Genomic DNA, 12629 nt, shown 5'->3' with positions numbered 1-12629 from the left:
CCCCGCTCGGCTTTGCTCAGCGTGCTTGCGCACTCGCCCATCAGCACGCTGATAACATGTCCGGAAGCGGAAAGGAGAGGTGGCGCCTCAGGTCGGCGGACTGGGGCTGGGCCGCCAGCGTCTCGAACAACTGCGCGGGGATCGCCTCGACCTGCTGCGCGAGCAGCTTCACCCTGCGATTGCTGAAGGCCGGCGCCACGATCGTGCGTAACCGGGCATGCTCGCCCCCCTCGTGCGAGACCAGCCACCCCGGCGAACCGAGAATCACCGAATCCGGGGTGAATGCGGCACTCTCTAAGCGACGGAAGGGCGGAAGCTGACCGGCAGGCGCTGCGGGCAGCGAATGACGTAAGACGGCATGTAGACGACGTCCTCCGCAGCGATGGTCAGCGCCAGATCCTCCAGCCGCCCGAACAGCGCGGGGAAGGCGCAGCGCAATTCCAGGCGCGCCAGCGCAGCGCCCAGGCAGGAATGCGGCCCCTCGCCGAACGACAAATGCGGGTTGTGCCGCCGGGTGACATCGAATCTGTCGGCGCCAGGACCGAAGGCCTTTTCGTCCCCGTTCGCCGCATCGAACGCCATCAGGACGGCATCGCCGCGGCGGACCATGCATCCGTCGATCTCCACGTCCTGGGTGGCATAGCGGAACGGCAGATTGGCCGCTGAGCTGCCCCAGCGCAGGATCTCCTCGATCGCCTGTGACCACGGAACTTGGCCGCTGCGCACCAGGTGCAGTTGCTGCGGATGCGTCAGCAATGCCAGCACGCCATTGCCGATGACGCCGGCGGTGGTCACGAAGCCCGCAGAGAGCACCATGAACAGCATGTCGATGAGCTCGGTGTCGGAAACGAGCTCGCCTTTGTCACGCGCGACGATCAGGGCCGAAGCCAGATCATCGCCGAGCTGGCCCCGCTTGAGCGCGATCAGGCGACGGAAGAACTCCGGGATGCGCTGCCGCGTCTGTCGCACCTCTTCGGCTGTGGCGGAGGTGTTGGCCAGGCTGTAGGTGAGCGCGACGATCTCTTCGCGCTGTTCGTCCGGCAAACCGAACAGTTCGGCGATCACGTTGGTGGGCAGCGGAGCGGCGAACTCGCACATCAGATCGGCACTGCCGCCGCGCTGCGCCATCTCGGCCAGGAGTCGATCGACGCATTGTTCGATCCGTGGCGCCAGCAAGGCGATACGACTGGGCGCGAAGCTGCTGGACAGCAGGCCGCGCAAGCGCCGGTGATCGGCGCCGTGCGCCGTGGTCATGTTGTCCACTTTGCATATCCCGATCAGCGGATGATCCTCGGGAATCTCGCCGTCCTGCAGCGCCCGCCACTGTCGCCAGTCCTTATTGAAACGCTGGTCGGAAAGCATCTGCCTGAGCGTCTGGTGACGGGCTGCCGCCCAGGTCACCACATCGCCTGGCAGCGACACTCGCGCCATCCCCCCCTGCCGCAGAATCGCAGAAGAAAGACGATCAAGTTGCGTGGGAGCGGCCGGCACACCGATCACGTCGCAATGATCGTTTTCTACACGCATGCCAACAACTCCTTCAAGACCATCGCGGGTCCACTTCTCGGCACGGAAGATCCGCGCGCGGACTTCGAAAAGTGCCCCCCCCAGTGTGCTTCGTCCTCAGAAGCGGTAGGTGAGACCTGCGCCTATCAACCAGGGATCGAGCTTGGCCTTGCCCGTGAGCTTGGCGCCGGCGACAGTGACGTCGAAGTCGGGCTTGAGGAAAAGCTTCTTCACGTCGAAGTTGACGCCCCAGTGCTCGTCCACCATGTAGTCGAATCCGACCTGCAGCGCGGCGCCGAATGTGTTCTTGACCTTGAGATCATCGGCGCTGCCGGCTTGCTGATGATAGAAGATCGTATAGTTCACGCCGGCGCCGATATAGGGCTCGAAGGCGCCGAAATCGGTAAAATGATACTGCAATGTGAGCGTGGGCGGCAGCAGCCAAACCTTGCCTACCTTGCCCAGCCCGCCGATCGCACCCTGGCCATCGATGTTGGCATAGGTGGTGCCGAGTATGAGTTCGGCGGCGATGTTGTCCGTGAAGAAATATGAGATATCGAGTTCCGGCGTCACGGTGTTCGAATACGAAAGACCGGAGCCGGGCACCGCATTGACATAGCCCGAATCCTCGGTGATCACCCCCAACGCACGCAGGCGGATCTGCCAGGGGCTTGGCGCTTCCGCGACGCAGGCTTCTGCCTGCGGGACGCTCGCGGCTTGCCCAACATCTGCCGCGCCGGCCTGTCCCGCAACGATGAGGACGACAGCCGCTGTCATTGCCCGCGCCACGCCAATTCGCGCTCTCGCCATACTTTTCTCTCCTTGATCTTCAGAAGCGACGCACTGCGCCTTGATTGAATCCTGCTCGCATCAATCGAGATTGACGGAGCGCTCATGCGGGATAGCCCCCGCATGTGTCGTGCCAAATGAGAAAATCGTTGCAGAACAATGCGGTCACTCCGATAGCGCTGTGTCGGATGTCCGACTTCGTCGAAGATCCGACAATGAGTGCAGCCGTAGCCGCCCCTGGGAGCCGTTCGTCAACATCGGCCGGCAGTTCGTTGGCACGCTCGTCCTCGGCTTCGAGTTTTGGCGTATTCTGCGTTCAGCGCCTTGATCGGCGCCTGCTGCTCGGTCGTCAGGCCGGGGAACGTTCCAGCCAGTTCGCGCAGTCCGTGGGCGTATCCGTAAGGCGTCTCGACCGCGGCCGATATGGGCGGGAAATCCTTTGGCAGCATGCGCCAGCCGCCATCCGATCGGGCCATGTAGCGGAACGCGTTCAATACCACGCGCCGCCCGGTCTTGGCCGCGCCCGGCAGGAACGGTTGTATCCGCGACCATTCCTCATCCGTCAGATCGGAGAGGATAGCGCTTGGTCTTCTTCTCGATATCGGCCATCCGGCCACGCGTCGCTCGGGTCCACTTCCCAAGCTTGAAACACGATTAATCCCGCCAATCCGCTGCCCGCCCTGCAGCAGGCCCCTCTTCGGGCGGCAATTAATCCTGCTTCGGTTTGAAATTCGCGACGAGAGCACGATATCGTTGTGACGACCGACCTGGATTGATCCATCAAGTGGCCGATACCGCCGTAGAATGCGACGAAAAGGCGCGTGGCCGTTCTGAACCTCCGGGCCGGCCGCCGCGCAATCGTGCGGTGATGAAGCACTCCGATGTCCTTGGTGGGCTCGATTACCTGGCGGCGGACTATCACCGGCAGGATTTCTCCAAGCATATCCACAACGAGTATCTGATCGGGCTGATCGAGCGAGGCGTCCATGATGTCTGGTGCCGAGGTGAGGTTTGGCACGCCGGTAGCGGCACCGTCGCGACCTTCGCGCCCGGCGAACCGCATTTCGGGGGCGCTGGTGACGATCTTGGCTGGAGCCAGAAGATCTTCTACATGCCCGAAGGCCTTGTCCGGCAAGTCCTTGAGGACAGCAGCCAAACCGAACCCGGAACGATCGACTTCAAAAGCCCGTTCCAGGAGAATGCCCCAGTTGCACACGGCCTCAGCGCGTTTTGGCGCCTCCTTGAACATGAGCATAGCTCGGCACTGGAGATCGAGGAGCATCTGATCCGCTTCCTGCGCCGCGTTTTCGCACAAGTCGGCGGGTCGCGCGTTGCTGGGCCAAAATTCGTGCCGCCGAGGTTCCGCGACGTGCGTGACTTCATCCATGCCCACTTTGACGAAGTCCTGCAGCTCGCCGCCCTGGCCGCCCTCGCCGGATGCTCCAAGGCGACGTTGATCGATGGCTTCAAGGCGCATTTCGGGTTGCCCCCCACCCGCTACCTGATCCAGGTCCGCATCGACGAGGCGCGACGGCTGCTGAGGCGACGTCAGCAGGTCGCCGAGGTCGCCGTCGCGGTAGGGTTCGCGGACCAGAGCCACCTGACCCGGCACTTCAAAGCGGTGTTGGGGGTGACGCCGGCGCGTTACCTCTCCGTTTGAATATCGTTCAATAAAGCGCGCGGCGAACCGTCTAGCTTGGACGCTCAATGGATGAAACGAGCGTCAAGACCATGAGCGACAGCAAGCAGACCCGCCCCCGCGGCTTCACCAGCGACAACATCGCCGGCGTCTCCCCCGAGGTGATCGCAGCCATCACCGCGTGCGCGTCGGGTCAGGCGCTTCCCTACGGCAACGATGAGCTGACGCATACCGTCGAGCGCCAGCTCGCCGAGGTGTTCGAGCATGCGGTCGACGTGTTCCTCGTTTCGACGGGGTCGGCGGCGAACGCGCTGGCGCTCGCGGCGATTACGCCGCCATGGGGCAGCATCCTCTCGCACGCCGACGCACACATCAACCGCGACGAGTGCGGCGCGCCGGAGTTCTACACCGCCGGTGCGAAGTTGGTGCAGCTTCCAGGCGAGGCTGGCAAAATCGCCATCGACGCCTTGGCGGCCAATGCAACGCGCATGGTGGGCGATATCCACTCGGTCCAGCCCTCCAGCGTCAGCATCACGCAGGCGACCGAGATGGGATCGGTCTACGCGCTCGACGAAATCAGGGCGATCGGACATATCTGCCGGTCAGCGAACCTGCCGCTCCACATGGACGGTGCTCGCTTCGCCAACGCCCTCGTCACTCTGCGCTGCTCGCCGGCCGAGATGACGTGGAAGGCCGGCGTCGACCTAGTGTCGTTTGGCGCCACCAAGAACGGAACGTTTGGGGTCGATGCGGTCGTCTCGTTTCGCAGAGATCTCGCGAGCACGATCGCCTTTCGCCGCAAGCGGGCCGGCCAGTTGAGTTCCAAGATGCGCTTCATGGCGGCGCAAATGGACGGTTATCTGAGGGACGGTGTCTGGCTTCGCAACGCGGTCCATGCCAATGCGATGGCATCGGCGCTCGCGCGGGGGTTGGCCCTGGTGCCAGGCGTGAAAATCCAGCAGCGGCCCGAGGCCAATATACTGTTCTGCCGACTTCCCACGTCCCTGATCCGGGGGCTGCTCGACATGGGATTCCGCTTCTACCATGATCGCTGGGAGCCCGGGATCGTGAGGTTCGTCACCTCTTTCGCGACGACCGAGGCCGACGTGTCCGACTTGATCGGCGCGGCGACCAGCCTCTGCGCACCGGTCGGCTCGGCTCGTGTTCCGGCTGGCGCCGAATGAGTTGTGGCGACCGTCGAGCGCTCTCGCCGCCCGTTACGGATGTCCTCTTTGCTCGACTGCATTGTCCGAGCGTTCTGGCCGCACGAGCATCTCAGGCTGCATCTTTTGTCTCAGGCCCTTTTCGACTTGCAGCTTCATCTTACCTCGGCAAGGGGCTTCACCGTGCAGTTGCGATGTGACCGGGTTGATTTTTTGTAAGAAGGTCCCCTATCTGCGCAATTGACCTCAAGTCATCCGTAATCCTGCATGCTTGTAATATATATTTTGCATTCTTTTATCATATTTTCGATGAAAAATGCTGTTCACTCGTCAGAGTTACTTAAAAGAGTGAGTCGGATCTGCGCGGATAGCAGCGTGACTCGGGATTTTGACCACTAGCAGGAGAAAATATGCCTTCCATATCTACGCGCCGCGCCAACGCAACGGACGCAGGGACGGTCGTCCGTTTTATTCACGCGCTACTCGATGAACTCACTGGCGGGAAAGCGCCCGCGCCCGACGACGTGAGACAAAGCGCGCAGATAATGCTTGCCGACGCTGGCGTGGTCGCCGTGATCGCAAGTGCAGATGACGAGCCGGTCGGCATCATGGTGCTGAATGAATGCACGGCGATCTATGCAGGAGGTAAGTTCGGCTATATTTCGGAGCTGTATGTTCGACCCGAAAAGCGCTCCAAAGGGATTGCCCCTCATCTGCTTGAGGTCGCCTCGCGGGAAGGCCGTGCGCGTGGTTGGAAGCGACTTGAGCTTGCAGCGCCCAGGCAACCAAAATGGAAGCGCACGCTCGATTTCTATCTGCGCAACGGGTTCGAGGAACTCGGCCCTCGGCTCTATCGGATTATCTAGACTAGAGAGTTTGCTATGGGCTGCTCAAAGCAACCTGCACGATCTCAGCGGATTGAGGTCCGGCGTGGTCGCTGCCTGACGCTGCAATCGTACCAGCATCGTCATCGCAAATGTGTGCCTCGGATAATGCAGGGTTCCCGTCACGCCGGCCGCCCGGAACGCATCGGCAAAAACCGCCGTCAATCGGGTCACGTCAACGGCGTTTCCTTGAGTGTTGAGGAACAGAGCCGAGGGCGGCAATTTCGCCACCTACAGGGGCGCTGCATAGACGACCGCACCTGACGTGCACCCGGTTACGCTGCGTATAGCCGACGATGATTCCTATGAGGGTAGTCCCATGAAATTGTACGCGAAAGTCTTTGGTGGAGCGGCAGCGTTGCTCGCTGCCTGGCCGGCGATGGCCAGCGACGCGGTGGCGAGCGAACCGGCGCCCTACAATCCCAATTTCTCTTTCGTTGGCGGCGTCGGCGTCATCGACATCGAGGCCAACGAGCTAGTCTATCAGGCTCCCGGCAGCGGCTCGAAGCTGAGCCACCTTATCTGGGAAAGCACCTCTGCGGTCATTTCAGCCGAGATGACGGCGCGCAGCGAGGCCGGCTGGACCGCCAAGCTTTCCGGCCAGATCGCCTTCAGCGGCAACAGCTACATGGAAGACTATGACTGGATCCCGCCATTCTCGACCAATGATGGCTGGAACGACTGGAGCGACCGTTCGCGCCATTCCGACACCGATCTTGATTACTTCTATTCGGCAACCGTCGCGCTCGGCCACGATTTCCAGGTCAGCGACCAGCTGCTGATCAACGTCAACGGTGGTTTCAAGTACACCTCGGTCAAGTGGACTGCCTATGGCGGCTCCTATGTCTACAGCGTTGCCGGCTTCCGGGATTCGGTTGGCGACTTCCCAGGAGACGCAAAGGCCATCAGCTACCAGCAGAAATTGCCGGTCGCCTTCGCCGGCATCGATGCGACCTATGTCCAGGATCGCTGGAACTTCGGCTTTGCGCTGAAGGGCGGCACGACCTTCTCCGCCGGCGCTACCGATCATCACTGGATGCGTGACCTGCGCTTCGAGGATGATTTCGAAGCGGCGCCGGTTCTGATGGTCGGCGGCAGCGTCGGCTACCAGTACAACGAGCGGACCAGCTTCTTCGTCTCCGGTTCCTACGAAAAGGTGTTCACCGCTCGCGGCGACTACAACACCTATGACATTGCGACCGGCGCAGAGACTGGCGGCGAAGACGACTGGATCGGCGGCGATTTTGCCGCGGCGACGGTGATGGTCGGCATCAAGACCTCGTTCTGATTGAACGAGTGCGACCGGAACGCCAAACCGATGTCCGCACGGCGCAGAAATCTGATGCGCCCGCGCGCCTGACGGCGCGTGCCGGGTGCTCGTGAACCGAGCCCGCTTTTTCTTCGCCAGGCTCCGGCGGTCTCGGCCATCCGGCTTCGCCCCCTGGCGCGGGCAGCCTGTCGGCTGCTGACGGTCGCCGCCCTGTCGGCCGGCGCGGTTTGTTCGTTGGCCGTTCCCGGCGGCGCGGGGTGGGCGGCACTCCCTTCTAGGCCCGCCGCGGCATCCCGCAACCCTTCGCTTCGCTTCGGGTCCTCCTCTTCGTTCCGGTCCTTCGGATGCGGTCCGCCTCCGACGGCGGGCCTTTCCGGTCGCGTCTCGCCGCCCACCCCGCTTCCGGGGAAAGGCGCGGGATTGAAGAGCGGAGGACCAGACGATGCGTGCAAAACACCAGCGTTCCGGCAGCCGAGAGGCTGGCGCGGGCAGGGGCGGGCGCCCGGGCGCCAGCCTTTATCAGGAAATCACGGACCGCATCATTGCCGAACTGGAGCGCGGCACCGTGCCATGGGTCAAGCCATGGGGCAGCGCAAAGGCCGACCTCGGCCTGCCCAGCAACGCGGCCACCGGGCGCCGCTATTCCGGCATCAACATCCTCATCCTGTGGGGCGCCGTCATCGAGCGCAGCTATCCCGGCCAGAACTGGCTGACCTTCCGGCAGGCGCTTGCCCTTGGCGGCAATGTCAGGAAGGGCGAGCGCGGCACAACAATCGTGCATGCCGACCGCTTTGTCCCAAAGGGCGAGCAGGAGCGCGCCAGGACAGACGGCGACGAGCCGCAGGCGGTGCCTTTCTTGAAGCGCTTCACCGTCTTCAACGTCGCGCAGTGCGACGGCCTGCCCGCGCACCTTTACCGCAACGTCGAGCCGCTGCCCGAACGCGAGATCATCCCCCAAGCCGAGGCGCTTATTCGAGCAAGCGGCGCGGATTTCCGCATCGGCGGCGATCGCGCTTTCTACATGCCGGGCAGTGACACCATTCAGGTGCCGCCGCAGCCCGCATTCTTTCAGCAGATCGACTATTACCGCACCTGCTTCCACGAGCTTGGCCACTGGACGGGCCACCCGGCGCGGCTGGCGCGCGACCTCTCCAGCGCCTTCGGTTCCAAGGCCTATGCGCGCGAGGAACTGGTTGCCGAAATCACCGCAGCCTTTGTCTGTTCGACCCTCGGCATCGAGCCGAGCGTGCGCCATGCCGACTATATCGGCGCATGGCTGACGATGCTGCGCGAGGACAATCGCGCCATCTTCCGCGCCGCCAGCCTTGCCTCCAAGGCCGCCGATTTTCTTCTGGGCTTCAACGCCGAGGCCCAAGGCGCGCAACAAGACGAGATCGCGGCATGAGCGCGCGCGATCCCGACACCCTGCAGACCGAACCGAAACCGCGAGCAGACGCTCATTCCCGGTGTCCGGCCGCTCACCACGCGCGACCGCCTTGCCCTTTGGCGGACGCGCCGATGCGCCCGCGCGCGGCGCAAAAGCCGCTCGATATCGGGCTGTTCGATGACGCCAGAAATCAACTCGAACCGTTTTGAGAGGAGTTTCCCATGATCCTGATCACCGACGAGCTTTGCGCCCGGCTGCTCGCCAATGGCGCAACCGACACCGAAACCGACCATGTCCCGGTGGTCAAACTGTTCGATCCGACCGGGCCAGCAACCTGGCTTCTCACTGAACTCGACGCCGACGGCGACACCCTTTTCGGCCTTTGCGACCTCGGCTTCGGCTTCCCCGAACTCGGCAGCGTCAGCCTTGCCGAGCTTGCAAGCGTCAAGGGGCGGCTTGGCCTCGGCATCGAGCGCGACCTCGGCTTCAAGGCCGAGTTTCCGCTCTCCGTCTACGCCCAGGCAGCGTGCAGCGCCGGCCACATCACCGAAGCCGAGCGGTTGCTGCGACAGGCGGCAGAGGCCCTTGGCAACGCCCATTCCAAGCTTCCGCCCGACACGGCGGAACAGACGCGCCGCTAGGCGCGAAAACCGTCCCGCCGCGCCGGCTTGCAGCCTCTGCGGCGGGAAATCCCACCCCTCAACCAAGGAGACAAACCATGCAACTTGCCCACATTCCGCTTGATAAGCTCAACATTTCCGCGCTCAACATGCGCCATTCCAAACGCGCGCCCGACGTGTCGGATATCTTGCCATCGGTTCGCGCGCGCGGCGTCCTGGTGCCGCTTCTGGTGCGGCCCAACGGCACGCCGGAAAGCTTCGAGATCGTCGCCGGCCGGCGCCGCTATTTCGCCGCGAAGTCGCTCGCCGACGAGCGCGGCCAGCGCAATGCCTTGCCCTGCGCCATCATGGAGGACGGCGACGACGCCGACGCGCTCGAGGCCTCGCTGATCGAAAACTTCGCCCGGCTCGATCCCGACGAGGTGTCGCAGTGGGAGACGTTTTCGCGGCTGATCAGGGAAGGCCGCACCATTCCAGATATCGCCGCAACCTTCGGCGTCACCGAGCTTCTGGTCAAACGCATTCTGGCGCTCGGCGATCTTCTGCCCAAAATCCGCGAGGCCTATCGGCGCGAGGACATCGACGCCGAGACGGCGCGCCATCTGACCATGGCCTCCAAGGGGCAGCAGAAGGATTGGCTGGCGCTTTATGCCGACCCCGAGCAATACGCGCCGCAAGGCCACCAGTTGAAGCAATGGCTGTTCGGCGGCCAGTCGATTTCCACCAAGATGGCGCTGTTTGCCATCGAGGACTATCCGGGCCTGATCGTCTGCGACCTGTTCGGCGAGGACAGCTATTTCGCCGATGCCGACCTGTTCTGGCAAAAGCAGAACGAGGCCATCGCCGCCAAACGCGATGCCTATCTGGAAGCCGGCTGGCCCGAGGTGGCCGTGCTCGAACCGGGCCAGCATTTCCAGTCTTGGGACCACGAAAAGACGCCGAGGAAGAAGGGCGGCAAGGTCTTCATATCAGTCTCGCATCGCGGCGCGGTCGAGTGCCATGAGGGCTGGCTGTCGCGCAAGGAGGCCCGCCGCGCCCGCGCGCAAGGCGAGGGCGGCGAGCCCGACGAAACGCCAGCCAGGCCGTCGCGGCCGGAACTCACCGGGCCGATGCAGAACTATGTCGATCTGCACCGCCACGGAGCCGTGCGTACCGCCATGCTCGACCATCCGGATGTCGCGCTGCGCCTGATGGTGGCGCATGCCATCGCAGGCTCGGGCCTGTGGCAGGTTCGCCGCGAGCCGCAGCGCACCGCCAATGAAGCGGTGGCGGCAAGCATTGCCGCGTCCAGGGCCGAAGCTGTATTCGCCGAAAAACGGCGCGCGGTGCTTGCGCTGCTTGGGCAGCCCGACGAGGAGGGTGCGATAGCCGGCGGCAATGGCGACGCCTTTGCGCTTGCCGCCGTCTTCGCCCGTTTGCTGGCACTTTGCGACGATGACGTCATGCGCGTTCTCAGCCTTGCCATGGCCGAGACGCTCGAAGCCGGCAGCGCCATCGTCGAGGCCCTCGGCAACCATCTGGGCATCGACATGGGCGCGTGGTGGCAAGCGGACGACGCCTTCTTCGACCTGCTGCGCGACAGGGAGATCGCCAATGCAATGCTGGCCGACCTCGCCGGCAAGCCTGTCGCCGACGGCAATGTCGCCGAGAAGGTCAAGACGCAAAAGAAGATCATCCGCGATTGCCTGTCGGGCGAGAACGGCCGCGAGAAGATCGACAACTGGCTGCCCAACTGGATGAAATTCCCGGTCGAAAGCTACACGAAACGCGGCGGCTTCCGCACCGCCGATCAATGGGCGAGCGTCCAGCCGCTGTTCGTCCGCCAATAGCTGCCAAGCCGGGCGGCGGCTCTTTCTAAGTGCCGCCGCCCCGTTTGCCTGCCGCTGGAATATTGGCTGATGCGCACGGCGATCCGAACAGCTTTTGCCACGCACAAGGCTATTGTGCGTTGCACAAAATCCGACGCGCGCCTAAACGTCCTTCCGTTGCGGGAATCGGGCTTGGACCAGCGGCGAGGCAGTGAGAACCGATGCTTCGTCGATATCATATTGCATTCATAGCTGAGGACCTTCATGACCCTTTCGAGCCCTGACAAATCCGGCGCCGCCAGTCTCGAGGCCATCGCGCGAAACGGCGGCGTGCTGCGCCGCATCGCCGTGCGCATTCCGACCTATCTGTCGGACATTCGCGAGAACCCGGCATGGCTGCCGATGTTCGTGCTCGCCCGCACCATGCCGGCGCGCCGGATGCACTGGCGTGGGGCAAAGCCGGTTCGCGTGTCGCAAAATGCCCACGACACCATGTTTGCCGGCGTCGATCGCCAGGAAATTGTCGAGGCGCTGCGGTCGGACGGGTTGTTTTGCGGGCTCGTCCTGCCGACTTCCATCCATGAGGAGATCGCCGCCTTCGCCCGCTACACGCCTTGTTTCGGCAATTTCGATCGCCGTCTCGAATTCATGGCTGAGGACCATGCCGAGGCCGAGAAGCGTTTCGGCCGCTCGCTGCTCAGCGGCCACTTTTTCGAACACATCCTCGGCTGCAAGGCAGCGGTCGCCATCCAGAACGACCCGCTGCTGCTCGACATCGCCGCGCATTATCTGGGCGCTCAGGCGAAACTGATCACCACACGGGTGTGGTGGAGCTTCCCGACCGGCCAGGCCTCCGACGCCGACAAGAACCGTGCCTCGCTCGGCAAGTATCATTTCGATCTCGATGACTGGAGGATGCTGAAATTCTTCTTCTACCTGACGCCGGTCGACGAAGGCACCGGCCCGCATGTCTATGTGCGGGGCAGTCATAACCGCCGCGCCATCAAGCATCAGCTGACGCTGCTTGTCGGCCATCCGGCGCAGGAAGTTCTCAAGGTCTATGGCGATGACAGCCCCGTCACGCTGACCGGCGAAGCCGGCCTCGGCTTCGTCGAAGACCCGTTCGGCTTTCATATGGGCACCGTACCGTCGCGCACGCCACGGCTGATGATGGAAGTCGGCTTCGGCGTCTCGCCGCCCTCGCGCCGGCGCTTCCATGGCGAGCCGGTTATTCGCTGATCTCGCAAAAGTCCTGAAACAGCCTTCCCCAGATCAGACGCCTGGTTCTTCCTTGGGCTGGCTGGTGCCATGGCGTCGTCATGGGATCAGCTGGCGCATGACGGGACTGGACAGATACTTAAGGAAAATCAGCCAGTTACGGGCCTGGTGCAAAAATCGCACACGAAAGTTCTGCTTCTCTCGCTTTTTCGTTCCCACGATGAAGCAACCGACAGCCCTTTTCGGACGCTCTTCTGCCGACGATATTGACCGCTTCAATGCTGCCGGCGGCGCTCGCCAGTCGGACGACGACGTTTGAATGCTCTTTCGCTAGGGTGAGCGCCC

At 63.2% G+C, this 12629-nt stretch carries 11 protein-coding genes and 2 pseudogenes; 9 read left to right on the top strand and 4 right to left on the bottom strand.

The features are described 5' to 3' along the window. Positions 1–52: 52 nt before the first annotated feature. The 4 genes and pseudogenes from EB235_RS32605 to EB235_RS34945 form a co-directional block, all read right to left on the bottom strand. A pseudogene (locus EB235_RS32605) lies at positions 53–328 on the bottom strand (cytochrome P450); the annotation flags it as partial. Next, a complete protein-coding gene (locus tag EB235_RS32600) occupies positions 295–1527 on the bottom strand; it encodes a cytochrome P450 family protein (RefSeq protein ID WP_027033340.1) in 1233 nt (410 codons plus the stop codon). The gene EB235_RS32600 and the pseudogene EB235_RS32605, both read right to left, overlap by 34 nt. A gap of 96 nt (positions 1528–1623) precedes the next feature. After that, positions 1624–2316, bottom strand: a complete 693-nt coding sequence (locus EB235_RS32595; protein ID WP_027033341.1) for an OmpW/AlkL family protein — start codon at positions 2314–2316, stop codon at positions 1624–1626. Between the two features lie 404 nt (positions 2317–2720). Beyond that, positions 2721–2904: pseudogene (locus tag EB235_RS34945) on the bottom strand (transposase); the annotation flags it as partial. A gap of 175 nt (positions 2905–3079) precedes the next feature. Between EB235_RS34945 and EB235_RS32585 the strand changes: the two are divergent. The 9 genes from EB235_RS32585 (at position 3080) to EB235_RS32545 (ending at position 12305) form a co-directional block, all read left to right on the top strand. After that, positions 3080–3955: an AraC family transcriptional regulator gene (locus tag EB235_RS32585; protein WP_027033342.1), complete on the top strand. Its 876-nt coding sequence runs from the start codon at positions 3080–3082 to the stop codon at positions 3953–3955. 71 nt (positions 3956–4026) lie between these two features. Next, positions 4027–5118 carry a threonine aldolase family protein gene (locus EB235_RS32580; protein ID WP_032926764.1) on the top strand — a complete coding sequence of 364 codons (1092 nt, stop codon included), beginning with the start codon at positions 4027–4029 and terminating at the stop codon, positions 5116–5118. 389 nt (positions 5119–5507) lie between these two features. Next, a complete protein-coding gene (locus EB235_RS32575) occupies positions 5508–5963 on the top strand; it encodes a GNAT family N-acetyltransferase (protein WP_027033344.1) in 456 nt (151 codons plus the stop codon). Positions 5964–6300: 337 nt separating this feature from the next. After that, a complete protein-coding gene (locus EB235_RS32570) occupies positions 6301–7269 on the top strand; it encodes an omptin family outer membrane protease (protein ID WP_027033345.1) in 969 nt (322 codons plus the stop codon). Between the two features lie 424 nt (positions 7270–7693). Then, positions 7694–8656, top strand: a complete 963-nt coding sequence (locus EB235_RS32565; protein ID WP_027033346.1) for an ArdC family protein — start codon at positions 7694–7696, stop codon at positions 8654–8656. Then, complete coding sequence (locus EB235_RS32560) at positions 8653–8847, top strand: hypothetical protein (RefSeq protein ID WP_152536317.1); 195 nt, start codon at positions 8653–8655, stop codon at positions 8845–8847. Before EB235_RS32565 ends, EB235_RS32560 begins: the two co-directional genes overlap by 4 nt. A gap of 12 nt (positions 8848–8859) precedes the next feature. Continuing rightward, positions 8860–9279 (top strand): DUF2958 domain-containing protein, encoded by a 420-nt coding sequence (locus EB235_RS32555; protein ID WP_027033347.1) that lies wholly within the window; start codon positions 8860–8862, stop codon positions 9277–9279. A gap of 77 nt (positions 9280–9356) precedes the next feature. Further along, entirely contained in the window at positions 9357–11087 is a 1731-nt protein-coding gene (locus tag EB235_RS32550; RefSeq protein WP_027033348.1) for a ParB/RepB/Spo0J family partition protein, read from the top strand. A gap of 243 nt (positions 11088–11330) precedes the next feature. Beyond that, positions 11331–12305, top strand: coding sequence for a hypothetical protein (locus EB235_RS32545; protein ID WP_027033349.1), 975 nt, complete (start codon positions 11331–11333; stop codon positions 12303–12305). Positions 12306–12629 lie beyond the last annotated feature (324 nt).

It is taken from the genome of Mesorhizobium loti R88b (assembly GCF_013170845.1).
GTDB lineage: Bacteria > Pseudomonadota > Alphaproteobacteria > Rhizobiales > Rhizobiaceae > Mesorhizobium > Mesorhizobium loti_B.
The sequence above is the reverse complement of the archived record's forward strand: the minus strand, read 5'-3'. Positions and strand labels throughout refer to the sequence as shown.

What these genes read in the sequence shown, in the direction of transcription:
- EB235_RS32600 (WP_027033340.1), bottom strand. Translation starts at nt 1,527, where the DNA reads ATGCGTGTAGAAAACGATCATTGCGACGTGATCGGTGTGCCGGCCGCT.
- EB235_RS32595 (WP_027033341.1), bottom strand. Translation starts at nt 2,316, where the DNA reads ATGGCGAGAGCGCGAATTGGCGTGGCGCGGGCAATGACAGCGGCTGTC.
- EB235_RS32580 (WP_032926764.1), top strand. Translation starts at nt 4,027, where the DNA reads ATGAGCGACAGCAAGCAGACCCGCCCCCGCGGCTTCACCAGCGACAAC.
- EB235_RS32575 (WP_027033344.1), top strand. Translation starts at nt 5,508, where the DNA reads ATGCCTTCCATATCTACGCGCCGCGCCAACGCAACGGACGCAGGGACG.
- EB235_RS32570 (WP_027033345.1), top strand. Translation starts at nt 6,301, where the DNA reads ATGAAATTGTACGCGAAAGTCTTTGGTGGAGCGGCAGCGTTGCTCGCT.
- EB235_RS32565 (WP_027033346.1), top strand. Translation starts at nt 7,694, where the DNA reads ATGCGTGCAAAACACCAGCGTTCCGGCAGCCGAGAGGCTGGCGCGGGC.
- EB235_RS32560 (WP_152536317.1), top strand. Translation starts at nt 8,653, where the DNA reads ATGAGCGCGCGCGATCCCGACACCCTGCAGACCGAACCGAAACCGCGA.
- EB235_RS32555 (WP_027033347.1), top strand. Translation starts at nt 8,860, where the DNA reads ATGATCCTGATCACCGACGAGCTTTGCGCCCGGCTGCTCGCCAATGGC.
- EB235_RS32550 (WP_027033348.1), top strand. Translation starts at nt 9,357, where the DNA reads ATGCAACTTGCCCACATTCCGCTTGATAAGCTCAACATTTCCGCGCTC.
- EB235_RS32545 (WP_027033349.1), top strand. Translation starts at nt 11,331, where the DNA reads ATGACCCTTTCGAGCCCTGACAAATCCGGCGCCGCCAGTCTCGAGGCC.